Here is a 22,555-nt window from a genome sequence, read left to right as displayed (position 1 = left end):
CAGGCGCACACAGCACATGAAATCGACAGGACAATAATGGGCAACACCGCCAAGTTCGCAATGATCGCCGCAGCCCTCGTAGTGGTAGGCGCGGGAGGCTGGTACGGCGGGCGCATCGCGGTCGAACACGTCGTCCACGATTACATCCTCGATCACCCCGAAATCCTGCCGCAGGCGATGGACAACCTGCAAAAGCGCCAGGCCTCGCAGGCGCTTGCCGGTGTGCGCCAGAACGTGGAAACGCCCTTCCCCGGCGCCGTGATGGGCAATCCGAACGGCAAGGTCACGCTCGTCGAATTCACCGACTTTGCCTGCGGGTACTGCCGCCAGAGCCTGGGCGACGTCACCCAGCTGATCGCAAAGAACCCGGACCTGCGCATCGTCGTGCGCGAACTGCCGATCATCAGCCCGCACAGCCCGGCCGCCGCCAAGATGGCGCTGGCCGCGGCCGAGCAGGGCAAGTACCCCCAGTTCCACGATGCCATGTTCGCCGCCGGCCAGGTCGACGAACCCACCATCGCCGCCGTCGCCCAGAAAATCGGCCTCGACATGGACCGCGCCCGCCACATCGCCGCCAGCCCCACGGTGGAGGCCGAACTGGCCCGCAACCTCGAAGTCGCCCAGCGTCTGGGCTTTTCCGGCACCCCCAGCTGGATCGCGGGCGACAAGCTGATCGCCGGCGCCGTGGGCATCGACCAGCTCTCCGACGCGGTGACGGCCGCGCGCGGAAGTTGATAACGCATGGTGACGGTCCCTCGCCGATTTCAGCTTTCGCGTAAGTTCGGCTAGGCTGGCCCCATGAGCGTCCTGCCCATCCAGCCGATCCCCTTTTTCGCCAACAAGGACAGGGCCTTCTGGCGCCTCCAGTTCGTGGGATGGGGCGGCGCCTTCGTATTGCGCACGATGTCGGCGGTCGCCAACGACCTGCCGCTTGCCTCGCTGGTGCTGGTCCTGATCGCGACGATCACCGGCTTCTCGATCTCGCTCGTGCTTTCGGTGATATTCCGCAGCCTCATCACCCGGCGCGCGCTGGTCACATGGGGGCTGACCGCGCTGGTCCTGCCCTTCGCGGTGGGCCTGCACGCCTTCATCGACGCCTGGGTGGTGTCGCTCTGGCGGGTGGAGGGCGACGCCAGCTTCACCCTGCTGTTCCTGGGCGTGTTCTACCTCGACGCCACGCTGCTGGGCGCCTGGACCGCGCTTTATTACATGGTCAACTTCTACCTTCAGGTGGAAGAACAGAACGACCAGCTGATCCGGCTGGAAAATCAGGCCACCAGCGCCCAGCTCGCCATGCTGCGCTACCAGCTCAACCCGCACTTCCTGTTCAACACCCTGAACTCGATTTCCACGCTGGTGCTGCTCAAACAGACCGAGCCGGCCAACGCGATGCTCAGCCGGCTGTCCTCGTTCCTGCGCTACACCTTGGTCAACAAGCCTTCCGCGCGCGTCACCGTGGCGCAGGAAGTGGAAACGCTGCAACTCTACCTCGATATCGAGCGGATGCGATTCGAGGAACGCCTGCGCACCACCTTTGACATCGACGCCTCCACCGAAACCGCGCTGCTGCCCTCGCTGCTGCTCCAGCCGCTGGTGGAAAATGCCATCAAATACGCGGTCAGCCAGCAGGAGATGGGGGCCGAGATCACCATCGCCACGCAACTCGTCGGTCCGATGCTTCGCATCACCGTCTCCGACACCGGACCGGGCTTGCAAAGCCCCACGACGGACAACAGGTTGTCGGGCATGACCTACGATGGAGGGGAGCCGGTTTCGACTGGCGTCGGCTTGGCGAATATTCGTGACCGCCTGTCGCAGGCCTATGGCGAAAACCACCGCTTCGAGACGATCGAACCGCTGGAAGGCGGCTTCGCGGTCGTCATCGAGCTGCCGGTAGACCGCCGCGAACCCACGCAGGACATCAGCGAACCCGGCCGCCTTTATCAGGCGGCCCGATGATTAATTTCTGGCGATGAAACAATTTTGGCCCGCGCGCGTTTGCCGGTCCGGAGAAAACAACTGATGACCATTCGCACGATCCTTGTCGACGACGAGAAACTCGCCATCCAGGGGCTGCAATTGCGCCTCGAAAAATACCCCGATGTGGAAATCATCGACACATGCGCCAACGGGCGCGAGGCGATCCGCAAGATCAAGACGGAAAAACCCGACCTCGTCTTCCTCGACATCCAGATGCCAGGCTTCGACGGCTTCTCGGTGGTTAAGGGCGTGATGGAAATCGAACCGCCGCTGTTCGTCTTCGTCACCGCCTATCAGGAACACGCCGTCCGCGCCTTCGAGGCCAACGCGGTGAACTACCTGATGAAGCCTGTCGACGAGAGCAAGCTGGACGACACCCTGGCCCGCGTGCGCCAGCGCCTGTCGGAAAAGCGCTCGTCCGAAGAAGCCGAAAAGCTCAAGACCGTCCTCGCCGAAGTGGCCCCCGATGCGGTCGACCATATGCCCGAGGAAACCGATCCGGGCGCGGATCGCTACGAAAAGCTCATCAACATCAAGGATCGCGGCCAGATCTTCCGCATCGATGTCGATTCGATCGAACACATCGAAGCCGCCGGCGATTACATGTGCATCCGCACCGCCGACAACTCGCTGATCCTGCGCGAGACGATGAAAGACCTCGAACGCCGCCTCGACCCGCGCGTGTTCCAGCGCGTGCACCGCTCGACGATCGTTAACCTCAACCAGGTGCGTCAGGTGAAGCCGCATACGAACGGGGAATGCTTCCTGGTGCTGGATTCGGGCGCTCAGGTGAAGGTCTCGCGTTCGTACCGGGATGTGATCGCGCGGTTCGTTCATTGAGGTTTTGAGGGAAAGACGCAGGGGCCATCGCCCCTGCACCCCATTACCGTCGTCGCTGCGCGGGCAGAGGCGCAGTGCAAAGCCCGCCCCTCCGCGCCGCAGGCCATGTATAGATGTAGCGCTAAACGCGGCTCCGATATGGGAAGGCGGCTCCGCCGCCCCTCTCAAAGACCACAGATGCCGCGCCGCGCACGACGTCGACATTCCCGGGGTCTGGGGCGATGGCCCCAGAACTACCCCTTCTTCACTCGACAACGCCTGACGAACGCGCAAAAGACGCGAGCATGACTTCGTTCTCGATCTACGGTCTCGACCTAGCCGCCTTCGTCGACGCAACTCTTGCCGAGGACCTCGGCGTCGGCCTTCCCGGCGGCGGCGTGGATGTCACCTCGCAAAGCGTGATCGAGGCTGACGCGCGGTTTTCCGGGGTGATGGATTCGCGCGATGCGATCACCGTCGCCGGCCTTCCCATCGCGGCGGCGTTCTTCAAAAAGCTCGACCCGGCAATGGAGATCGAAATTCTCGTCGCGGAGGGCACTCAGGTTCCGGCCGGGTCGGAACTGATGCGTCTTACAGGCAACGCCCGTGCCATGCTTACGGCCGAGCGCAGCGCTCTCAACACCGTGCAGCATCTTTCCGGCATCGCCACGATGACGAGTGAATACGTAGACGCGATGGCTGGCCATGGAACGCTGCTGGACACGCGCAAGACCATTCCCGGCCTGCGCCATCTGGAAAAGTATGCGACCCGCCAGGGCGGCGCCCGCAACCACCGCATGGGCTTGTGGGATGCCGCGATGATCAAGGACAATCATGTGCTGGTCGCGGGCGGAGTCGGCCCCGCGGTGGCGCGGGCCAAGGCGGCGGGTGTTTCGCAGATCATCTGCGAGGTCGACCGTCTGGACCAGATCGAGCCTGCCATCGCGGCGGGCGCGCATCACCTGCTGCTCGACAACATGGGCCCGGATATGCTTCGCGAAGCGGTGGCGCTAGTCGCCGGGCGGGTCCCCACGGAGGCTTCCGGCGGTGTGAACCTTGCCACCATCGGCGCCATCGCCGCCACCGGCGTCACCTTCGTCTCCGTCGGCCGCCTGACCCAGAGCGCACCGGCTGCCGACATCGGCCTGGACTTCACGCCGCTGTGAGGGCGGCGGGGGCGCTTGCGGCGGCCTTGCTTGCCGCGATGCCCTCTGCCGTGCGGGCGCAGGCCTACCAATGCTCCGTCCCGCCGACGATCGCGCCGGTTCGGCCGATCAGTCCTGACGGCCCGGTGCGGCGCACGCCGATCAACGCCTATACCCTCGCGGCAAGCTGGTCGCCCGACCACTGCAAGACCAGCGGCGATACCCGGTCGATGCAGTGCGCGAAGGCGAACGGGCGATTCGGCTTCATTCTGCATGGCTTGTGGCCCGAATCGGCGCGCGGACCTTCACCGCAGTGGTGCGGGGCCCAGGCCGCGCCCTCTCCGCAGGTGCTGCGCGAACATCTGTGCATGACCCCCTCCCCCGGCCTGCTGGCGCACGAATGGGCCAAGCACGGCAGCTGCATGACCAAAACGCCGGAGAAGTATTTCCGCGTCAGTGCGATCCTGTGGCGCTCGCTGCGCTGGCCGGACGTGGACCGCCTCTCCCGCAAGAAGGGCCTGACCGCCGGTGACCTGCGCGAGGAATTTGTCGCGGCGAATCGGGGCTGGAGCCGCGAATCGGTCGGCATAGAGATGAGCCGCACCGGGTGGCTGCGCGAAATCCAGCTTTGCTACGGCAAGGATTTCCGCCCCGGACGCTGCGCGCCCCGCCAGTTCGGCCCGGCCGATTCGGCACCGCTGAAGATCTGGCGCGGGCTTTAACGCCTCTCGCGGAAGAACCCTCGCAGCATTTCCGCCGATTCGGCTTCCCCGATGCCCGTGTAGACCTCGGGCCGGTGCAGGCACTGCGGGTGCTCGAACACCCGCGCACCGTGCTCCACCGCCCCGCCCTTGGGGTCTGCAGCGCCGTAGTAGAGCTTGGCGATGCGGGCATGGGCGATGGCCCCGGCGCACATCGCGCAGGGCTCCAGCGTGACCCACAGTTCGCACCCTTCGAGGCGTTCGTTGCCGAGAATGCGGGCGGCGGCGCGAATCGCTTCGATTTCCGCGTGACTGGTGGGGTCATGTTTTTCGCGCGGGCCATTGCGGCCCAGCGCGATCACCGCGCCGTCTTTCACCACGACCGCACCGATGGGCACTTCGCCTGAAATCGCGGCTTCGCGGGCTTGCGAAAGGGCCAGCGCCATGTATTCGGGAAGAGGCCATCGTGTCATCGTTTCGCGCTAGCCTGCCAAAAACCTGTGCGCAACTTGACCTTGCGTGAGGGAATCGCTAATGGCGCGCCTTCCCGTGATCCACGGCAACAGATCTTTTTCGAGCGAGAGTAGTTATGTCCCGCATCTGCGAACTGACTGGCAAGGGCCGCCAGGTCGGCTGCAACGTCAGCCACGCCAACAACAAGACCAAGCGCGTCTTCCTTCCCAACCTGCAGAACGTGACCCTGCTGTCGGACGGCCTGGAGCGCAGCTTCAAGTTCCGCGTCTCGACGCACGGCCTGCGTTCGGTCGAGCACAACGGCGGCCTGGACAACTGGCTGCTGAAGACCTCGGACATCAAGCTGTCGCCGAACGCCGTCAAGGTGAAGCGCGAGCTGAAGAAGAAGCAGGCAGCCTGATTGCGTAGCTCTCCTTAGGGAGAGCGCGTCGGGATACTGGCTTGAAAAAAGCGTGCGAAGCGATGCTTCGCGCGCTTTTTCGCGTCCGCTATCGCCATCGATGCCCCCTATTGCGCGCCTATTCGGGCCAGGGCAGCTTCGCCGGATCGACCGACAGCTTCCACAGCAAGGTCCGCTGCAACACGCGCATCTTGTTGTCATCAGACATCACCCACACGGTGATGCGGCCATCCGCCCGCGGCACCGCCGCGATCGCCTCGAAATTGTCGACCGGCAGAATCGAGGCCAGCGATGCCAGCGTTGCCGAGCGAAGCACCGTGCCGGGCCGAATCTTCGCGGTGTCGACGATGACGATCCGCCCAGCAAAACGCAGCGGCATCGGCCAGAGCAGCCGCCGCATGAGAATTAACGCACGTCCATCGGGCAGCATGGCCATGTCGACGACCGAGAAGTTGTCGGGCCCATCGAAGCTGAATTTGCGCGCGTTAGGGTGCTCGATCGGATCACCGGAGAATAGCACACCGTCATGCATCCGCGATTCGGACCATGACGGCGTCACTTCGCGAATCGCCACGAAACGCCCATCCGGCAGCCGCGTCATCGCTTCAGCCCCGGTATTGTAACCCCAACCCGCCATCGCCTTGGGCGCGATCCGGCCCGTTTCTCCCAGTCTGGGGGAAAGGCGCACGATCTCGTTGGCGCCTTCCACCCCCAGCCAGTAACGACCTGTTCGCGGGTCGCGGGTCGCAGACTCGACGTCCTGTCCGGCCTTTCCACCTTCCCCCTCGGGCGATGGCCATAACCACCTTGCGATTGGTTTTTTCGCTTCCGCCCCCGGCGGTGTAAACGACAAGACCGCCCCGGCGTCGCTGAAAGCAAGCAAACGCCCACCCGGCCGAGCGATCAGGGCGGAATAGCCAAAGACCTTCGGGTTGGTGGACTTGAACTGCCATGCACCTTCCATCCGGAAAGGGCCGAGATAGTGGCCAAGCACGTCCGCAGGCGGAAGATCCTGCGGCGTAATCGCCAATGTGAGATCGGTTTCGGCTGTTTGCGGCGAAACCGCCGAGCGGCCCCAGGTAAACCAGAGCAGCATGGGAACAATGGTCAGGAGAGCAATGCTGCGGCGCACCACGCGGTCCATAGGGGGAAACGCCGGGATGGCAACCCGGCGCGCGGTCAGTTCATCGGGCCAAGGAACAGCAGCGGATCCAGGCGCGCGTCATTCCACTTGATCGACCAGTGAAGATGCGGCCCGGTTGCGCGCCCGGTCATGCCGATACGGGCGATCACCTGACCCTGTTTCACATGATCGCCCTCTTTCACAAGAATCTGCGAGCAATGCAGGAACGCGCTGTTCAGGCCCATGCCGTGGTCCAGCATCAGGAGGTTCCCCTCCAGCGTGAAGGGCTTTTCCGCCGCCAGAATCACCACGCCGTCCGCCGGGGCCACAAAGGGCGTGCCGCTGGTGCCGGTGCTGATATCGAGGCCCGAGTGATAGGCTCCCGGCTCACCGCGATAAACGCGCTGCGAGCCGAAGCGGCCTGAGATGCGGCCCTTGGCAGGCCAGATGAAGCGCTGGCGCCAGCCTTGCGCATTGGTGACGCGCGTGCGCGCCGCATTGATCCGGGCAAGCTCGGGGCGGCGCAGCGCCATGAACGCTTCGCTCGGCCCGCCGGGGCTGCGGGCGATGTTGACGTTCTCGATGTTCCAGGCACGCGGGGATACGGCAAGGCGCTGTTCGCCGATGCTGCCATTGGCCAGAACCGTGCGCAGCAGCGCCTGCGGGCCGGCATCGCGGTCGAACGCGGCGAACCATCCGCCATCCGGCGCGACCTTTATCGGCGTTCCGTCGAGAGAGAGCGAGCGCATCCCCGCTGGCAGAGTGCCGCGAATCCAGCCCCCTTGCGTCAATTCGCCGGTGAAGGGCAATGTGACCGGCCGGGGCGCCGCAGCCGGGGCCACCGGGGCTACCCCGGAACGAGTCGCAGCGGCACGGATAACCGCCGGCACCGCCAGCGCCGCGCCCAGCACGGCGACGAGCGAAATCGCGAAGCCGCGCCTGTAACGGGTCATGCGCGGGTCAGGCTTGTCCGAGGAGGCGCTTGGTGGCGATTTCGGCCGAGGCGTAAGGCTCCTGACGCTCGACGCTCCAGTAGCGCAGGAATTCGAGCGCGATCTTCTCGCCGGTAACGGCGCAATTCACGTAGTGGCCGGAACTGAGCACGCGAAACCCGTTGGGTCCGTAAGCCAGCTTGGCGGGGCGATCTGCGGAAGACATCAGCATGGAGCCGTCTTAGCAGAGCATCACGATCCGAACAAATCGTCCTGTCGCGGCGTGACGGGGGCCGGTCGCGGCGCCGCCTTGCGCGGCGGTGGAGACGGGGCGGGCGGGGTTGGCGGCGCCGTCGGAGCCGCACCCTCTCCCGCCACGACCGCCAGTTCGCCGTCGCGGAACTCGATCACCAGATTGCCCTCGCGCTGGGCTGCCTCACGGCTTGTCAGGGCGGTGCCTGCGGCGCTTTTCACCATCGCATAGCCGCGCTGGAGCGGCAGGCGCGGATCGAGCTGCGGCAGCACGCGGTCCGAAGGCGCAAAACCTTGCCGGGCATGGGCCAGCCGCTGCGTCAGCAGGCGCGGTGTCAGGCCCGCCCGGTCCAGATCCTTGGCGCAGGACTGCACGCGGTGGCGCAGCAGCGGGAGGGACAGCTTGCCGGCAACGCGGTGCAGCGCCTCGCGCTTGGCCGCCGCTTCATCGCGCAGACCGCGGCGCAGGCGTTCGGACAGTTCGTCCAGCTTCTGCGCCTTGGCCGCCAGAATCGCGTCGGGCTTGGGCAGGCGCTGGACCCGCGCTTCCAGCCGTTCGCGCCCCAGCGTGACCGGCCGCAGCGCGGAGCGGCGCATACGCAGTGCCATTTCGTCGATCTGATTGGCGATTTCGCTGCGCACCGGCACCGCCATTTCCGCAGCCGCGGTGGGCGTGGGCGCGCGGCGGTCTGCCGCGTAATCGCAAAGGGTGGTGTCGGTTTCGTGTCCGACCGCCGAGATCACCGGAATCGTCGATTCGGCGACGGCGCGCACGACGATCTCCTCGTTGAAGCTCCACAAGTCCTCGATCGAGCCGCCGCCGCGCGCCACGATCACCAGATCGGGACGCGGCACCGGCCCGCCGGGCTGGATATCCGAGAACCCGCGCACGGCATTGGCGATCTGCTTCGCCGCGCCTTCGCCCTGCACCAGCACCGGCCAGACCAGCACCTGGCTGGGGAACCGGTCGGCAAGGCGGTGGAGGATGTCGCGAATCACCGCGCCGGTGGGCGATGTCACCACGCCGATCACTTGCGGCAGGAACGGCAATGCGCGCTTGCGCTCGGGCGCGAACAGGCCCTCGGCGGCGAGGCGCAGCCGCAGCTTTTCCAGCAGCGCCAGAAGCGCGCCTTCGCCCGCGATCTCCATCGATTCGATGACGATCTGGTACTTCGAGCGGCCGGGATAGGTGGTCAGCTTGCCGGTGGCGATAACCTCGATGCCGTCCTCGGGGCGGAAGGCAAGGCGCTGGGCGCCGCCTTTCCACATGACCCCGTCGATCAGCGCCTTGTCGTCCTTGAGCGCGCAGTAGAGGTGGCCCGAAGCCGCGCGCTTCACGCCCGAAAGCTCGCCGCGCAGGCGCACGAAACCGAAGCGGTCCTCCACCGTGCGCTTGAGCAGATTCGAAATCTCGCTGATCGAAAGCGGCGCGGCGTTGTCGCCTGCGCTCTCCTTCGCTACCAGCCCCCCATTACGACCATCGGCGTTATCATCGTCGTAGAAGAACTGATCGGAAGGCACGGGAAATGAACATCCTGCTATTGGGCTCGGGCGGCCGCGAACATGCGCTGGCGTGGAAGCTGGCGCAATCCCCGCGCTGCGATACCCTGTGGGCCGCGCCCGGCAACCCCGGCATTTCCGAGCTGGCAACGTGCATTTCCCTCGACGTGACCGACCACGCCGCCGTGCTGGCCTTCTGCGAGGCGAACGTGATCGGCCTTGTCGTCGTCGGCCCCGAAGCGCCGCTGGTGGACGGCCTTGCCGATGCCCTGCGCGGTGAAGGCTTCGCCGTGTTCGGCCCCAGCAAGGCGGCGGCCCAGCTTGAAGGGTCCAAGGGTTTCACCAAGGACCTTTGCGCCCGCGCAAACATCCCCACCGGCGGCTATGAGCGCGTCTCCAATCAGGCGGACGCCATGGCCGCGCTGGCGAAATTCGGCGCGCCGGTGGTCATCAAGGCCGATGGCCTGGCCGCCGGCAAGGGCGTGACCGTGGCGATGACCATGGCCGAAGCCGAAGCGGCGGTGCTGGACATCTTCGCGGGCCGCTTCGGGGCAGCCGGCGCGGAAGCGGTGATCGAGGAATTCCTCGAAGGTGAGGAAGCCAGCTTCTTCGCGCTGACGGACGGCTCCACCATCGTCCCCTTCGGATCGGCGCAGGACCACAAGCGCGTGGGCGACGGCGATACCGGCCCCAACACCGGCGGCATGGGCGCCTACAGCCCGGCCAAGGTGCTTACCCCGGAGCTTGAAGGGCTGGCGATGACCCGCATCATCGCGCCCACCGTGCGCACCCTGGCGAACGAGGGCATGCCCTATTCCGGCGTGCTGTTCCTGGGCCTGATGCTGACCGCCAAGGGCCCGGAACTGATCGAATACAACTGCCGCTTCGGCGACCCGGAGTGTCAGGTGATGCTGATGCGGCTCGAATCGGACCTTGTCGAACTGCTGCACGCCTGCGCGGAGAACCGCCTTGCCGCGATCGAACCGCCGCGCTTCTCCACCGATGCCGCGCTGACCGTGGTGATGGCCGCGAACGGTTATCCCGGCACGCCTGAAAAGGGCGGCGCGATTGGCGGCATCGAAGCGGCCGAGGCGAACGGGGCCAAGGTGTTCCACGCCGGCACCGCGATCGATGGCGGCAAGCTGGTGGCCAGCGGCGGGCGCGTGCTGAGCGTGACCGCGCGGGCGAAGACCGTTACCGAAGCGCAAGGCAAGGCCTACGCCGCCGTCGATGCACTCGATTTCCCCGGAGGCTTCTGCCGCCGCGACATCGGCTGGCGCGAAGTGGCGCGCGAAGGCGCCGATGCTTAAGCACGCCGACCCGATCCTGAAGATTGCCCTCGCCGTGGCTGCGCTGCTCGCCGGCAGCGGCGTGGGGTACTACTACGGCATCTACCTGCCCGCGCAGGACGTGCGCCGCCAGACTCAGGAGATGACGCAGCGCCAGTCGCACGAACAGGAGCAGTCCCGCGCGCTGGCCGAACGCGCCCGGCGCGAGGCGGCGGCGCAGGCCGATTACGGGACTTGCGTGAACTTCGCGGAAAGCGCGTACAAGCAGCGCTGGACCCAGACCTGCCAGACGATGCACGACGCCGACCAGTCCGCTTTCGAGGACTGCGCCGACAATCTGTTCAGCACCCGCAGCGGCTGCCTTGCCAAGCACCCCGTCCGCCCGGCGCAGGACTGCGCCCTGCCCTCGCAGACCGCGCAGGCGCTGACCGAGGCGCGTGAGCAGCGCAAAGGCCAGTGCGTAGCGCAGCTGGAAACGGCGCAGCGCGGCAGCGGTCAGCCCTGATTTGGCGCCAATCTGCATTGACGTTCTTTCCACCGTCATCCTGAACTTGTTTCAGGATCCATCTATCCCACCGAGCGGCAGGGTGAACGGCGAGATGGACCCTGAACCAAGTTCAGGGTGACGGAATGGATGCTGGACGGCCGGCTTGTTCGACAAGGTTGGACGTTGATCGGGACCGAAGGTCAGCAGCCCAACCTGGACCGCATAAACCGCACGCGCCTTTTCCCCCCAAGGGGAGGAATTTACGAAACCTCGCCGTCGACCAGCAGCTTCACCGCCAGGGCAAGGCGCTTGGCGTCTTCGCGGGCGAGGTGTTCCTTGGGTAGGCGGCGCTTGGCCTCCTCCAGAGCGGCGACCACCTGCGGGCGGGTGAACCCGTGCTCGCGCAGGAATTCGCCGAGATAGTGCACCGGAAACGGCAGTTTGGCGTGGACGGCCTGACACAGCACTTCCAGCCAGTACTGGTCGAGGTCCGCATCGGCGTAGACCGGGCAGTCCTCGATGAACGCGGCCATTTCGGAGAGGACCTGCGCGGGCGGCAGGCCCTCGGCTTCCAGCATTTCCCGGCTGATGCCGTGCAGCGCCTCGGCCTCGTCCGACCAGTCCCAGTAGCGCCACTGCTCGGCCGGGCGGATCAGCCAGGCCCGGCTTGAGCCGTCGGTTCGCGCCACGGCGACCTCGATGGGATAGGACTGCCCATATTCGGGCAGGCAGCTCGCTTCGAAGTCGATCAGCGTCGGACAGCTCAAGCCGTGGTCCCTTTTCTCAATTCAACCCATCCGCTGGGCGACGAAGTCCGCAAGATCGCATTCAGGACGGGCGCCGTAGTGCGAGATGATCTCGCTGGCGCAGATCGCGCCCATGCGCAGGGAGTCCTGCAGGCTTTTACCGCGCACATGGCCATAGAGGAAGCCGGCGGCGAACAGGTCGCCCGCGCCGGTGGTGTCCACCACCCTGGCGATCGGCTCCGCCGCCACTTCGGCGCGCTCGCCGCCGGCCAGCGCCACGGCGCCGTCGGCGCCCTTGGTGACGACAAGGACCGGAACCTTGGCCGATAGCATCGCGAGCCCTTCCTCGAACCCGGCCTCACCCGTCAGCGTGGCCATTTCCGGCTCGTTGCAGAACATGAGGTCGATCAGGCCGTCTTCGATCAGCGACAGGAAATCGAGGCGGTGCATGTCGATGATGAACGATTCGGACGGGCTGAAGGCGATCTTGCGACCCGCAGCGCGCGCCGCCGCGATTGCCTTGCGCATCGCCACGCGCGGCTGCGCGGGGTCCCACAGATAGCCTTCCAGATAGAGCACGGCGGCATCGGCGATCGCGGCATCGTCCACCATGTCTTCCGACAAAAGGTGCGAGGCGCCGAGGAAGGTGTTCATCGTGCGCTGGCCGTCCGGCGTCACGAAGATCAGGCAGCGCGCGGTGGGGGTCTCGCCGGCGCGGGCGGGCACGGTGAATTCGATTCCCGCCGCCTGGATGTCATGGGTGAAGACTTCGCCCAGCTGATCCTGCGCCACCTGGCCGATGAAGCCGCACTTCGCGCCCAGCGCGGCAAGGCCGGCCAGAGTGTTGGCGGCCGAACCGCCCGAGACTTCGCGGGCCGGACCCATCGCGGTGTAGAGGCTGCGCGCCTGGTCCGCATCGATCAGCTGCATGCCGCCGTGCGTCAGGCCGAGTTCGTCGATCAGCGTGTCGGGGCAGTTGGCGATAACGTCGATGATGGCATTGCCGATGGCGATGACGTCCAGCTTGGGTTGCGTCATGGGAAGAGCGGATCCTTAAGTCATGTCGGGAAAAGCGGTATTTCCCGCGAGTAGCGCGCGCCCTGCCGCTCGGCAAGCGCCGGTCTGGCGAAGGGGCGTTGACAGCGCCGGGCCGCCGCGCAATGCCTCGGCCCGATCATGACGAAGACCATCTGCGCCAGCAGCCTCCTTCCCCGCCGCCCCTCGGGCGCCCTGCGTGCAGCCCTTTCGGCCGCGTCGCTGGCGCTGCTGCTGTCCGCCTGCGCCAGTACGGGCGGCGGCATCACCGGCTCGGCCCCGCCGCGTGTGCCCAAGCGCACTTCGGGCGTTCCCGCCGTGCGCCAGCCCACCCGCACCGCGCCGCGCGATGCAACCGTGCAGATGATTGCCGGGCTCGAAGGGGTTATCGGCGCCAACCAGGGCCAGCTCACCCGCCTGTTCGGCCAGCCCCGCCTCGACGTCTGGGAAGGCGATGCGCGCAAGCTGCAGTTTTCCGGGACCGCCTGCGTGCTGGACGTGTTCCTCTATCCCAGCACCTCCTCGAAGGAGCCGCACGCGACGTATGTGGAGGCGCGGCGATCGTCGGATGGGCAGGACGTTGACCGTGTCGCCTGCGTCGGGGCGCTGAAGAAGTAGGTTTTCCGGTTCCTCGTACTCGCTCGGAGATGGCGAGGCCGCTTATGCCGCACGAGTACCGTCATCCTGAACTTGTTTCAGGATCAATCCATCCCATCGACCCTCGGTGTGGATCGCAGGATGGACCCTGAAACAAGTTCAGGGTGACAGTGTGGAATGTTGGACGGCCAGATTATTCGACGAAGCTGCATGTCCGTGACGGCTTGATCGCAAAACCTAATTGCGCGTCCCCGGGACCGCACTGAATTCAGTCCGCTACCCGGATCGGCGGCAGGATATCCTTGCCGGCATCGCCTTTTTCATCGACCAGCCCTTCCGGGTCGGGATGGATCAGGATTTCGGTATCGGGAAACTCCTGGCGCAGGCGTTCTTCCAGTTCGTCCATCACCCAGTGCGCCTCGCGCACGGTCATGCTCGCCTCGACCCAGACGTGGAACTGCACGAAATCGCGGTTGCCCGAAGTGCGCGTGCGCATGTCGTGTACGCCGGTGATATCGGGATTGCGCGCCAGCACTTCGAGGAAGCGCTGCTTCTTTTCCTCGGGCCATTCCTTGTCCATCAGCTGATCCAGCACCTGCTCGGAAGCGCGCCACGCGCCCCATGCCAGCCAGCCGGCGATGGCCAGTCCGAACAACGGATCGGCCTGGCGAAAGCCCGCGTACTGATCCAGCGCCAGCGCCGCGATCACCGCCATGTTGAGCAGAAGGTCCGACTGGTAATGCACGCTGTCCGTGCTGATCGCCAGACTGCCGGTACGCCGGATCACCCGGCGCTGCCACGCCAGCAGCGCCAGCGTGACCACGATCGCGGCGATGGAAACGCCGATACCCTCGCCCGCCGCCTCGACCCGGTTCCCGGCCGCGAACTGCTCCACCGCGCGCGCGGCAATGCCCAGCGCCGAGATCGAGATCAGCACGATCTGGAACAGCGCGGCGATCGCCTCGGCCTTGCCGTGGCCGAACCGGTGCTGGTCGTCCGCCGGCTGCGCCGCGATCCACACGCCCGCCAGCGTCGCCACGCTGGCGACGAGGTCCAGCACGGTATCGGCGAGGCTGCCGAGCATCGCCGTCGATCCGGTGGACCAGGCGGCATAGCCCTTGATCGCCAGCAATGCGCTGGCCACCGCTATGCTGGCATACGCGGCGCTGCGGTTGAGCTTGCCCGGATCGCTCACGACATGCTCATGGATAAAGCAGCGTGCTGGCCCAGCCGTTCGCGCTGTGCTCGAACCGGCGGCGTTCGTGCAGGCGGTAGGGACGGTCCTGCCAGAATTCGATCCCCAGCGGGCGAACCCGCCAGCCGCCCCAGTGTGCGGGCCGCTCCACCTCGCCGCCCTCGAAGCGGGCGCGGGCTTCTTCGTAGCGGGCCAGGAACGTCTCGCGCGAATCGAGCGGGGCGGACTGGTCCGACGCCACCGCGCCAAGCTGCGAATCGCGGGCGCGCGAATGGAAATAGGCCTCCGCCTCGGCATCGCTCACCGGAGAGAGCACGCCTTCGATGCGGATCTGGCGCCGCAGGCTTTTCCAGTGGAACAGCAGCGAGACTTGCGGATTCGCCGCGATTTCCCCGCCCTTGCGGCTGCGGCCATTGGTATAGAACACGAAGCCGTCCGGCCCATATCCCTTGAGCAGCACCATACGCACCGAGGGGAACCCGTCCGGCGTCGCGGTGGCCAGCGCCATGGCGTTGGAATCGTTGGGCTCGGTGCCCCGCGCCTCGTCGTACCACTGCGTGAACAGGGCCAGAGGATCACCGTGCGGGATGACTTCGTGGGCCTGTTCGGGATCGATCGCTGAATCTGACACTGTCTGCACTGCCTTAAAGTGGAATATCGGCCCAACTGGAATTTCGTACCCGCCCGCCCCCGCACGCGAACGGCGGCAAGGGCCTTGATCGCGGGCAATTCGTCAACGCATGGCGCAACATAAAGGCCGCAAACCGGTTTCCCCCACTCGTAGGAAAGCATAAGGCTGCCCGCAAGCCATCGTCGCGCTTGTCCAAAGCCTGAACGCAACCTAGCTAGACAGGCATTATGGCAGCAGATCCCTATACCACCCTTGGCGTAACCCGCGGCGCGAGCGAGAAGGACATCAAGTCCGCCTACCGCAAGCTCGCGAAGGAATTCCACCCCGACGCCAACAAGGACAACCCCAAGGCGTCCGAACGCTTCAGCGAGATCACGCAGGCCTACGACCTGCTTTCGGACAAGGCCAAGCGCGCCCAGTTCGACCGGGGCGAGATTGACGCCGACGGCAATCCGTCCAGCCCCTTTGGCGGCGGCTTCGGCGGCGGGCATCCTGGCGGCCAGCGCGGTTTCGGCGGCGGCTTCGGCAATGACGAGGGGATCGACCTCGAAGACATCTTCGGCGGCATCTTCGGCGGCGGCGGACGCGGCGGGCCGGGTGCAGGCATGGGCGGAATGGGCGGCGGGCGCGGCCGGGCCGCGCCGCGCGGCGCTAATGTGAATTACCGCCTTGCCGTGCCGCTTCCCGATGCGGCCGAGCTGAAATCGCAGCGCATCACCTTGTCCGACGGCAAGACGATCGACCTCAAGCTGCCTGCGGGAGTCGAGGACGGCACCCAGATGCGCCTCGGCGGCAAGGGCGAGGTCGGCCCCGGCGGCGCCGGCGACGCCACCGTCACCATCCAGATCCAGCCCCACGCCTTCTTCAGGCAGGACGGCGACGATTTGCGCGTGGACCTGCCGATCACCCTGGACGAAGCGCTGGCCGGGGCGAAGGTGAAGGCCCCCACCGCAGCCGGCGCCGTCATGCTCTCCGTTCCCGCGGGCGCAAGCTCGGGCAAGGTGCTGCGTCTCAAGGGCCGCGGCATGACCCGCAAGGACGCCAGCCGCGGCGACCTGCTCATCGCCCTCCAGATCGTCCTGCCCGAAGCAGACGCCGAAGCCAGCGCAGAGCTAGCCCGCCGCCTCGAAGGCTGGAGCGATCCCCGCGACGTGCGCGCGAAACTTGGCGTCTGACGCGCCCGGCGCGGCGGATGGCGCGGGCGGTCATCACCGCTCCGAGCCGCACCGCTCCGAGCCACACCGCTCCGAGCCACACCGGCACGAACCGCTGCGCCGCAAGCTGAAGCGAAAGGCCGGACCGGGCACGCGGTTTTTCCGCGTCCTCATGCGCGTCATAAACGGCACCTGGGACGACGGCTTCATCCATGCGGGCAACCTGGCCTACATGACGTTGCTGGCGCTGTTCCCGTTCTTCATCGCCCTGGCCGCGATCTTTTCGGCGCTGGGCGAACAGGACCAGCTGGGCGCCTCGATCGACGCGGTGCTGCGCGCCCTGCCCCCGCGCGTCTCCGAAGTGCTTGGGCCGGTAGGTCACGATGTCGCCGCCGCGCGCCACGGCCATCTGCTGTGGATCGGCGGCATTTTCGGGCTGTGGACCACCACCAGTCTGGTCGAGACGATCCGCGATATCCTGCACCGCGCCTACAACACCTCCAAGCGCCCGCGCTTCTGGCGCGCGCGGCTGATCTCCACCGCGCTGATCTTTGGATCGGTGCTGCTGCTGCTGATATCGCTGTCTTCGCAAGTGCTGATCTCGGCCAGCGAGACGATCATTTCGGTACTTTTCCCCAGGCTCGACGACCTTTCCGGGCAGATCGCGATTTCCAGCGCCATCAGCGCGGGCGCCCTGTTCGGGTCGATCTACCTGTTGTTCTACCTGCTCACGCCGTCCGCCTATCAGAAGCAAAAGTGCCCGAAATGGCCGGGTGCGGTGCTGGTCACGGCATGGTGGCTGCTCGTCGCATATACCCTGCCGAAAGTCCTCCAGACGTTTTTCTCATACGATCTTACGTATGGAAGTCTCGCCGGAGTGATGATCGCGCTTTTCTTTTTCTGGCTTGTGGGCCTAGGGATGGTGGTAGGTGCCGAACTCAATGCGGCGCTCGCGGGGGCTCCCGAAGTGCCTGACACACCCGCAAGCCCCGCCACGGCCAGAGGTATCCCCTCCGGGCCGAACGACAAGGAAAGTACAGGAAGAAACGAATGACCGGTCTGATGCACGGTAAGCGCGGCCTCATAATGGGCCTTGCAAATGACAAGTCGCTGGCCTGGGGAATCGCCAAGAAGCTGCACGAACAAGGCGCCGAACTCGCCTTTTCCTACCAGGGCGAAGCCTTGGCCAAGCGGGTGAGGCCGCTGGCCGAGAGCCTGGGCAGCGATTTCCTCATCGATTGCGACGTGTCCAACATGGAAGCGCTCGACACTGCCTTCGCGCAGATCGAGGAACGGTGGGGGAAGATCGACTTCCTCGTCCACGCCATCGGCTTCTCCGACAAGAACGAACTGCGCGGGAAATACGTCGACACCAGCCTCGACAACTTCCTGATGACCATGAACATCTCGGCCTACAGCCTGGTCGCGGTGACGAAGCGGGCGCTGCCGATGATGTCGGCGGGCGGTTCGATCGTGACCTTGACGTATTACGGCGCCGAGAAGGTGGTTCCGCACTACAACGTCATGGGCGTGGCCAAGGCCGCGCTTGAGGCCTCGGTGAAGTATCTTGCCAACGACCTGGGGCCGCAGGGCATCCGCGTAAACGGCATCTCCGCCGGACCGATCAAGACGCTGGCGGCCAGCGGCATCGGCGATTTCCGCTATATCCTCAAGTGGAACGAGCTGAACGCGCCCCTTCGCCGCAACGTGACGATCGAGGACGTGGGCGGCGCGGGTCTGTACCTGCTGTCCGACCTGTCTTCGGGCGTGACCGGCGAAACCCATCATGTGGACTGCGGCTATCACGTCGTCGGCATGAAGCAGGAAGACGCACCGGATATCGCCCTCACCTGAGGCGTGATACTCGGACGAGCCAAGGAAAAGGGGCCGGAGGTTATCCTCCGGCCCCTTTTCCTTGCCGCAAGGTACCCCGCCCCTCAGGGCTGAGGCGCAGCCGCCCTGGCCGGTGCGATGACCTCGACCTTGACCTTCTCCGGTGTGTAGGCCTTGACGAACAGCTGCCACGACGAGATCGCCAGAACCGCGGCCAGCAGCGGTTGCAACACCTTGTCCGGCGCGTTGGTCGACAGATAGCTGCCGATGATGACGCCCGGGATCGAGCCGATCAGCAGGTTGGTCAGCAGCCCGCCGTCGACGCCCCCCATGATCCAGTGGCCGGTGCCGGCGATCAGCGCCAGCGGCACGGCATGGGCGATGTCGGACCCGACGATCCGCGACATCGGCAGGCGGGGATAGAGCATCAGCAGCACCGTCACGCCGATCGCGCCCGCGCCCACCGAGGACACCGAAACCGCCGCGCCGATCAGCGCGCCCAGCGCCACCGTACCGCCCAGCACCCGCCCGGGGGAGCGCACCGCGTCGAAATCGTGGGCATGGCGAAACAGCCACTTGCGGCCGATCACCGCCAGCGACGTCAGCGCCAGCAGCGTGGCCAGCGAGATCAGGATGACGTGCTCGGTGGACTTGCCCACTTTGCCGAAACTCGCCAGCACGGCCAGCGTCACCAGCGAAGCGGGGATGCTGCCCATGGCAAGGCGCTTCACGATCTTCCATTCCACCGTCTCACGCGACCCGTGGACGGCGGAACCGGCGATCTTGGTGATGGCGGCGAACAGCAGGTCGGTGCCGACGGCGGTCTTGGCGCTGACTCCGAACAGCAGCACCAGCAGCGGCGTCATCAGCGAACCGCCGCCGACGCCGGTCAGGCCCACAAGGACGCCGACCAGCAGGCCGGCCACGGCATGGAAGATATCAATCGACCCCGTTACGCCCATAGCGCGTACCCGCTCCCTTCAACTGGCGACCCTGCGCGGGAAAGCCTGAGCCGAAGCCCGCGCGGTGCCTCTGTGCCGGATTGTGCACGCAAGACAAGCGCATTCACGTTTCAGGGCGTGAAGCGGGACTTGATATACGAAAGAGCCGGGGCGGGACAAACCGGCCCCGCGCCGCTTACTTCGGCTTGGGCGGGGTAGTCGCCTGGCCCAGAGCGGCGTCTTCGGCCGCTTCCTGACGCTGGCGCTGGTCGAAGTAGGCTTTTTCCGCCTCCTCGACGCGGGCCTGCTGGGCGGCGGCATCTTCGTCGATGGTGGAGAGGCGCTTCTGGCGCTCTGCCGCGATCAGTTCGCCGAAGCGCACTTCCGAGCCGTTCTTGCGTTCCGCCGAAGCGCGGTCGATCAGCTGCTGGGTGCAGCCGAGCGAACCGCCTGCGCCAACGGGCGAGCAGCTCAGCGTCCCGAAGGCGCCAACCGTTTCATAGGCCTGCACCTTGTTGGCCCAGGCTTCCGATTTGGGCGAATCGATGCCCCGCAGCGGCTCGGGGATACGGAATCTCTCCCCTTCGCCCTTGCGCACGCAGATCACCAGTTCGCTGTCGCTGGACGGCGGGCAGGCATCCTGCCCGTAGATGATGAGCTGATTCACCTTCTCGTCGCTGTTGCCCGCGCCGGCATCCACCGGGACGCTCTGCTGCGCGAAGGCAGGCGCAGCCGTCAGCGCCAGGGCGGCGCCGCATACGGCAGAGATCAGGAGGCGGGTCATCGCGAAGGCTCCAACAGGTCGGTAACGGCAGGGTACATAACCGACATAGGTACGTACCGGGTTGAACGATAGCTTAAGCTGCGGGCTTATCCCTGTATCAGGTCAACCCGCGAACCGTCAGATCCGTTCCGAAAGCTTTATCGCGGCGCGGCAGCCCATGCGGATGGCGTGGAACAGCAGTGGATAGGCCGGTGCCTTTTCCGCCCCGGCGGCCAGCGCGGCATCGCGGTGCTGGCGTTCCTCGTCGCGGAATTTCAGGATCGCTTCGCCCAGTTCCGGGTCTTCCTCGCCCAGTTCATCCAACTGCTCGGTATAGTGCCGGTCGATCTCGGTCTCGATCGCGGCGGTGCAGGCCATCGCCGCTTCCGGCCCGATCAACGCCGTCGCCGCGCCGAGCGCGAATCCGGCGACGGACCACACCGGCTGCAGCAGCGTCGGGCGCACGCCGCGCTGCGCGATCATGGCATCGAAGCGGGCCTGATGCTCCAACTCCTGCGCGGCCATGCCGGCTATCTCGGTGGAGTGGGGCCCGCGCGTTCCCATCACCGCAAGCTGGCCTGCATAAATGCGCGTCGCGCCGAATTCACCCGCCTGGTCTACCCGCAGCATCCGTTCGCTGCGCCTGGAAACAGCAGTCATCGCCTGATCCTTCCACCTGCATTACCGCTTGCTGCCACCAGAGCGAACACGGCCAGCGCCCCGATCGTCGAGATCAGGAAATTCCAGCCCGCCAGCGAGATGCCCAGCAAGGACCACGGCGCCACGTCGCAGCGGATCACCGGCGCATCCATGATCGCGGCAAGCGGATCGCCGCCCGCCGCAAAGGGACTTGCCGTGCAGGCGGTGACGCCCTGCCACCAGCCATATTCGACTCCGGCATGAAACCCGCCGATCAGCCCGGAAACAAGCACGGCCAGCGCCGCAACCGCCACCAGCGGACGCACCGGCCGCCAGAAAAAGGCCAGGGCGCCAAGCAGGATCGCGAACATGTGCGGATAGCGCTGCCACCAGCACATCTCGCACGGCGCCAGCCCGAAGACGTACTGGCTGACCAGCGCCCCGCCGAGCAGCACCGTGGGAATACCGAAAGCCAGCCAGCGCGCGGCGCGCAGACGGGGGGCAACAGGAACGGACATCAAAACGTGCTCCTGATGCCGGTCAGCGCTTGGCGGTAGCGGCGGCGAGCGCGGGCTTGCCGGCGGTACGTTCCAGCGTGCTGATCGCATAGTGCAACTGGAAGTCCTTGATGCCCTGCTTCTCCAGCTCGGCGGCCGTCACCTTGAAGCGCGGATCGTCCATCTTGTCGGTTTCGAGGTCCTTGTCCTTGAGCGAGGCCTCGTTGATGAGGTGGCCGCGAAGGTCGGATTCGCGCACCGCCCGCTCGGCGCGGGCCCGCGCATCGGGATCGGACAACTGCGGCACCTTGATGTCGGGGGTGATCCCGCCCTCCTGCACCGAATGGCCCGAAGGCGTGTAGTAGCGGGCCGTGGTCAGCTTCACCGCGCTTTTCGCGTCGAGCGGCAGGAAGGTCTGGACCGAGCCCTTGCCGAAGGTACGTTCGCCCATGATGACCGCGCGGTGCTGGTCCTGCAGCGCGCCCGCGACGATCTCCGAAGCCGAGGCGGAGCCGGCATCGACCAGCACGACGATCGGCAGGTTCTTGGCCGCATCGCCCTTGAACATCGATTCGGCGCGGTAGAACTGGTTCTCGCTGGCGTTGCGGCCGCGCTGCGAAACGATGTCGCCCTTTTCCAGGAACAGGTCGGAAAGCGCCACCGCCTCGTCCAGCGAACCGCCGGGGTTGGAGCGCAGGTCAAGCACCAGGCCCGACAGCTTGCCGCCCTTGAGCGCCGCCTTCTTCTTGAGATCGGCCAGCGCGATGTTCACGTCGTTGCCGACATCGCGCGAGAACTCGTTCACCGAGATCACGCCGACATTGTCCTTCAGCTCGGACGTCACCGGCTCCAGTTCCACCACGCCGCGCGTCACGGTGACGTCGAACGGCGCATCGCGGCCCTTGCGGAAGATGGTCAGGCGGATCGAGGTGCCGGCGGCGCCGCGCATCTTGGACACCGCCTCGTCCAGGTCGCGCTCGTAATAGAGCACGCCGTCGAGGTGGGTGATGTAGTCGCCCGCCTTGAGGCCCGCCTTTTCGGCCGGGCTGCCCTTGAACGGCGAGATGATCTTCACCGCGCCCTCATCCTCGATCACCGAGAGGCCCAGGCCCGTGTACTTGCCGTCGATCATCGTCTCGAGCCGCTGCAGCGAGGGGCCATCGAGATAGTTCGAATGCGGGTCGAGGCTGGCCAGCATACCGTCGATGGCGCCCTTGAGCAGCTTGTCGTCGTCCACCTGATCTACGTAGTTGTCCTTGACGATCTCGTAGATGGTGAAGAGCTTGTCGAATTCATGGCTCGCGCGGGTGTCCACCGCGGCCAGCCCGGAGGTCGCGATCGGCAGCACCGCAACGGCGGACACCAGCGCCGTGGCGCGAAGGAACGGGGCGATCTTCATCGGGCGATGTGCCTCTTTTCAAC

At 66.0% G+C, this 22,555-nt stretch carries 26 protein-coding genes; 12 read left to right on the top strand and 14 right to left on the bottom strand.

All coding sequences use genetic code 11. The annotated features are described in order from the left end of the window. Nucleotides 1-36: 36 nt before the first annotated feature. From V474_RS18815 to V474_RS18795, 5 genes are all read left to right on the top strand, one after another. Nucleotides 37-735 (top strand): DsbA family protein, encoded by a 699-nt coding sequence (locus tag V474_RS18815; protein WP_059152912.1) that lies wholly within the window; start codon nt 37-39, stop codon nt 733-735. 63 nt (nt 736-798) lie between these two features. Next, nucleotides 799-1,959, top strand: a complete 1,161-nt coding sequence (locus V474_RS18810) for a sensor histidine kinase (RefSeq protein WP_059152911.1) — start codon at nt 799-801, stop codon at nt 1,957-1,959. Between the two features lie 63 nt (nt 1,960-2,022). Further along, entirely contained in the window at nt 2,023-2,820 is a 798-nt protein-coding gene (locus V474_RS18805) for a LytR/AlgR family response regulator transcription factor (RefSeq protein ID WP_043974406.1), read from the top strand. Nucleotides 2,821-3,104: 284 nt separating this feature from the next. Continuing rightward, the gene (gene nadC, locus V474_RS18800; RefSeq protein WP_059152910.1) at nt 3,105-3,965 is read left to right on the top strand and encodes a carboxylating nicotinate-nucleotide diphosphorylase; all 861 of its coding nucleotides are present in this window, start codon (nt 3,105-3,107) and stop codon (nt 3,963-3,965) included. 38 nt (nt 3,966-4,003) lie between these two features. Then, complete coding sequence (locus V474_RS18795) at nt 4,004-4,666, top strand: ribonuclease T2 family protein (RefSeq protein ID WP_059152979.1); 663 nt, start codon at nt 4,004-4,006, stop codon at nt 4,664-4,666. On the opposite strand, the gene V474_RS18790 is transcribed toward V474_RS18795, so the two are convergent. Further along, nucleotides 4,663-5,118 (bottom strand): nucleoside deaminase, encoded by a 456-nt coding sequence (locus V474_RS18790; RefSeq protein WP_059152909.1) that lies wholly within the window; start codon nt 5,116-5,118, stop codon nt 4,663-4,665. The genes V474_RS18795 and V474_RS18790 overlap by 4 nt on opposite strands. 116 nt (nt 5,119-5,234) lie before the next feature. Here V474_RS18790 and rpmB point away from each other — a divergent pair, with 116 nt between their 5' ends. Continuing rightward, entirely contained in the window at nt 5,235-5,519 is a 285-nt protein-coding gene (gene rpmB / locus V474_RS18785) for a 50S ribosomal protein L28 (protein ID WP_059152908.1), read from the top strand. 118 nt (nt 5,520-5,637) lie between these two features. On the opposite strand, the gene V474_RS18780 is transcribed toward rpmB, so the two are convergent. Genes V474_RS18780 through xseA form a run of 4 tightly spaced genes read right to left on the bottom strand, consistent with a single transcriptional unit; the run spans nt 5,638 to nt 9,347 of the window. Beyond that, nucleotides 5,638-6,651: an esterase-like activity of phytase family protein gene (locus V474_RS18780; RefSeq protein WP_059152978.1), complete on the bottom strand. Its 1,014-nt coding sequence runs from the start codon at nt 6,649-6,651 to the stop codon at nt 5,638-5,640. A 47-nt stretch (nt 6,652-6,698) separates the two neighbouring features. After that, on the bottom strand, nt 6,699-7,595 hold the full coding sequence (locus tag V474_RS18775) for a M23 family metallopeptidase (protein ID WP_082699867.1): 897 nt from the start codon (nt 7,593-7,595) through the stop codon (nt 6,699-6,701). A gap of 7 nt (nt 7,596-7,602) precedes the next feature. After that, nucleotides 7,603-7,806, bottom strand: a complete 204-nt coding sequence (locus tag V474_RS18770) for a DUF2093 domain-containing protein (protein ID WP_059152907.1) — start codon at nt 7,804-7,806, stop codon at nt 7,603-7,605. 20 nt (nt 7,807-7,826) lie between these two features. Continuing rightward, nucleotides 7,827-9,347 (bottom strand): exodeoxyribonuclease VII large subunit, encoded by a 1,521-nt coding sequence (xseA, locus tag V474_RS18765; RefSeq protein WP_082699866.1) that lies wholly within the window; start codon nt 9,345-9,347, stop codon nt 7,827-7,829. A gap of 5 nt (nt 9,348-9,352) precedes the next feature. Here xseA and purD point away from each other — a divergent pair, with 5 nt between their 5' ends. Together purD and V474_RS18755 are read left to right on the top strand one after the other, a co-directional pair. After that, nucleotides 9,353-10,636 carry a phosphoribosylamine--glycine ligase gene (purD, locus tag V474_RS18760; RefSeq protein WP_059152906.1) on the top strand — a complete coding sequence of 428 codons (1,284 nt, stop codon included), beginning with the start codon at nt 9,353-9,355 and terminating at the stop codon, nt 10,634-10,636. Beyond that, on the top strand, nt 10,629-11,120 hold the full coding sequence (locus V474_RS18755; protein ID WP_059152905.1) for a hypothetical protein: 492 nt from the start codon (nt 10,629-10,631) through the stop codon (nt 11,118-11,120). Before purD ends, V474_RS18755 begins: the two co-directional genes overlap by 8 nt. A gap of 242 nt (nt 11,121-11,362) precedes the next feature. On the opposite strand, the gene V474_RS18750 is transcribed toward V474_RS18755, so the two are convergent. Then, nucleotides 11,363-11,869, bottom strand: a complete 507-nt coding sequence (locus V474_RS18750) for a 3'-5' exonuclease (RefSeq protein WP_059152904.1) — start codon at nt 11,867-11,869, stop codon at nt 11,363-11,365. Nucleotides 11,870-11,890: 21 nt separating this feature from the next. After that, on the bottom strand, nt 11,891-12,886 hold the full coding sequence (locus V474_RS18745; protein WP_059152903.1) for an adenosine kinase: 996 nt from the start codon (nt 12,884-12,886) through the stop codon (nt 11,891-11,893). Between the two features lie 138 nt (nt 12,887-13,024). Here V474_RS18745 and V474_RS18740 point away from each other — a divergent pair, with 138 nt between their 5' ends. Further along, nucleotides 13,025-13,501 carry a hypothetical protein gene (locus V474_RS18740; RefSeq protein WP_236711326.1) on the top strand — a complete coding sequence of 159 codons (477 nt, stop codon included), beginning with the start codon at nt 13,025-13,027 and terminating at the stop codon, nt 13,499-13,501. A gap of 247 nt (nt 13,502-13,748) precedes the next feature. Here V474_RS18740 and V474_RS18735 read toward each other — a convergent pair whose 3' ends face one another. Further along, entirely contained in the window at nt 13,749-14,675 is a 927-nt protein-coding gene (locus V474_RS18735) for a cation diffusion facilitator family transporter (RefSeq protein ID WP_059152902.1), read from the bottom strand. 7 nt (nt 14,676-14,682) lie between these two features. Then, a complete protein-coding gene (gene pdxH, locus V474_RS18730) occupies nt 14,683-15,291 on the bottom strand; it encodes a pyridoxamine 5'-phosphate oxidase (RefSeq protein ID WP_059152974.1) in 609 nt (202 codons plus the stop codon). Nucleotides 15,292-15,533: 242 nt separating this feature from the next. On the opposite strand from pdxH, the gene V474_RS18725 reads away from it, so the two are divergent. From V474_RS18725 to fabI, 3 genes are read left to right on the top strand one after another with little or no spacing between them, the layout of a single operon-like run. Then, complete coding sequence (locus V474_RS18725) at nt 15,534-16,481, top strand: DnaJ C-terminal domain-containing protein (protein WP_059152901.1); 948 nt, start codon at nt 15,534-15,536, stop codon at nt 16,479-16,481. Further along, nucleotides 16,471-17,514, top strand: a complete 1,044-nt coding sequence (locus V474_RS18720) for a YihY/virulence factor BrkB family protein (protein WP_082699865.1) — start codon at nt 16,471-16,473, stop codon at nt 17,512-17,514. The genes V474_RS18725 and V474_RS18720 overlap by 11 nt, the downstream gene beginning before the upstream one ends. Continuing rightward, a complete protein-coding gene (fabI, locus tag V474_RS18715; protein WP_059152900.1) occupies nt 17,511-18,314 on the top strand; it encodes an enoyl-ACP reductase FabI in 804 nt (267 codons plus the stop codon). Before V474_RS18720 ends, fabI begins: the two co-directional genes overlap by 4 nt. 83 nt (nt 18,315-18,397) lie before the next feature. Here fabI and V474_RS18710 read toward each other — a convergent pair whose 3' ends face one another. The 5 genes from V474_RS18710 to V474_RS18690 all read right to left on the bottom strand — a co-directional run bounded on the left by V474_RS18710 (nt 18,398) and on the right by V474_RS18690 (nt 22,532). Then, entirely contained in the window at nt 18,398-19,255 is an 858-nt protein-coding gene (locus V474_RS18710) for a sulfite exporter TauE/SafE family protein (protein ID WP_059152899.1), read from the bottom strand. Nucleotides 19,256-19,430: 175 nt separating this feature from the next. Continuing rightward, nucleotides 19,431-20,018 carry a hypothetical protein gene (locus V474_RS18705; protein WP_059152898.1) on the bottom strand — a complete coding sequence of 196 codons (588 nt, stop codon included), beginning with the start codon at nt 20,016-20,018 and terminating at the stop codon, nt 19,431-19,433. A 117-nt stretch (nt 20,019-20,135) separates the two neighbouring features. Next, entirely contained in the window at nt 20,136-20,657 is a 522-nt protein-coding gene (locus V474_RS18700; RefSeq protein ID WP_059152897.1) for a demethoxyubiquinone hydroxylase family protein, read from the bottom strand. After that, nucleotides 20,654-21,154, bottom strand: a complete 501-nt coding sequence (locus tag V474_RS18695) for a disulfide bond formation protein B (RefSeq protein ID WP_059152896.1) — start codon at nt 21,152-21,154, stop codon at nt 20,654-20,656. The genes V474_RS18700 and V474_RS18695 overlap by 4 nt, the downstream gene beginning before the upstream one ends. 22 nt (nt 21,155-21,176) lie before the next feature. Beyond that, nucleotides 21,177-22,532, bottom strand: coding sequence for a S41 family peptidase (locus V474_RS18690; protein ID WP_059152895.1), 1,356 nt, complete (start codon nt 22,530-22,532; stop codon nt 21,177-21,179). Between the last annotated feature and the right edge of the window lie 23 nt (nt 22,533-22,555).

Source organism: Novosphingobium barchaimii LL02, assembly GCF_001046635.1.
Taxonomy (GTDB): domain Bacteria; phylum Pseudomonadota; class Alphaproteobacteria; order Sphingomonadales; family Sphingomonadaceae; genus Novosphingobium; species Novosphingobium barchaimii.
This window is presented reverse-complemented; position numbering and strand designations above follow the sequence as displayed.

Bases quoted from the DNA above. Each gene is read 5' to 3' on its own strand.
- V474_RS18705 (WP_059152898.1), bottom strand. From the start codon at position 20,018: ATGACCCGCCTCCTGATCTCTGCCGTATGCGGCGCCGCCCTGGCGCTG.
- V474_RS18815 (WP_059152912.1), top strand. From the start codon at position 37: ATGGGCAACACCGCCAAGTTCGCAATGATCGCCGCAGCCCTCGTAGTG.
- V474_RS18740 (WP_236711326.1), top strand. From the start codon at position 13,025: ATGACGAAGACCATCTGCGCCAGCAGCCTCCTTCCCCGCCGCCCCTCG.
- V474_RS18710 (WP_059152899.1), bottom strand. From the start codon at position 19,255: ATGGGCGTAACGGGGTCGATTGATATCTTCCATGCCGTGGCCGGCCTG.
- rpmB (WP_059152908.1), top strand. From the start codon at position 5,235: ATGTCCCGCATCTGCGAACTGACTGGCAAGGGCCGCCAGGTCGGCTGC.
- V474_RS18790 (WP_059152909.1), bottom strand. From the start codon at position 5,118: ATGACACGATGGCCTCTTCCCGAATACATGGCGCTGGCCCTTTCGCAA.
- purD (WP_059152906.1), top strand. From the start codon at position 9,353: ATGAACATCCTGCTATTGGGCTCGGGCGGCCGCGAACATGCGCTGGCG.
- V474_RS18805 (WP_043974406.1), top strand. From the start codon at position 2,023: ATGACCATTCGCACGATCCTTGTCGACGACGAGAAACTCGCCATCCAG.
- V474_RS18690 (WP_059152895.1), bottom strand. From the start codon at position 22,532: ATGAAGATCGCCCCGTTCCTTCGCGCCACGGCGCTGGTGTCCGCCGTT.
- V474_RS18810 (WP_059152911.1), top strand. From the start codon at position 799: ATGAGCGTCCTGCCCATCCAGCCGATCCCCTTTTTCGCCAACAAGGAC.
- nadC (WP_059152910.1), top strand. From the start codon at position 3,105: ATGACTTCGTTCTCGATCTACGGTCTCGACCTAGCCGCCTTCGTCGAC.
- V474_RS18795 (WP_059152979.1), top strand. From the start codon at position 4,004: ATGCCCTCTGCCGTGCGGGCGCAGGCCTACCAATGCTCCGTCCCGCCG.
- V474_RS18745 (WP_059152903.1), bottom strand. From the start codon at position 12,886: ATGACGCAACCCAAGCTGGACGTCATCGCCATCGGCAATGCCATCATC.
- V474_RS18775 (WP_082699867.1), bottom strand. From the start codon at position 7,595: ATGACCCGTTACAGGCGCGGCTTCGCGATTTCGCTCGTCGCCGTGCTG.
- V474_RS18695 (WP_059152896.1), bottom strand. From the start codon at position 21,154: ATGTCCGTTCCTGTTGCCCCCCGTCTGCGCGCCGCGCGCTGGCTGGCT.
- V474_RS18700 (WP_059152897.1), bottom strand. From the start codon at position 20,657: ATGACTGCTGTTTCCAGGCGCAGCGAACGGATGCTGCGGGTAGACCAG.
- fabI (WP_059152900.1), top strand. From the start codon at position 17,511: ATGACCGGTCTGATGCACGGTAAGCGCGGCCTCATAATGGGCCTTGCA.
- V474_RS18725 (WP_059152901.1), top strand. From the start codon at position 15,534: ATGGCAGCAGATCCCTATACCACCCTTGGCGTAACCCGCGGCGCGAGC.
- V474_RS18770 (WP_059152907.1), bottom strand. From the start codon at position 7,806: ATGCTGATGTCTTCCGCAGATCGCCCCGCCAAGCTGGCTTACGGACCC.
- V474_RS18755 (WP_059152905.1), top strand. From the start codon at position 10,629: ATGCTTAAGCACGCCGACCCGATCCTGAAGATTGCCCTCGCCGTGGCT.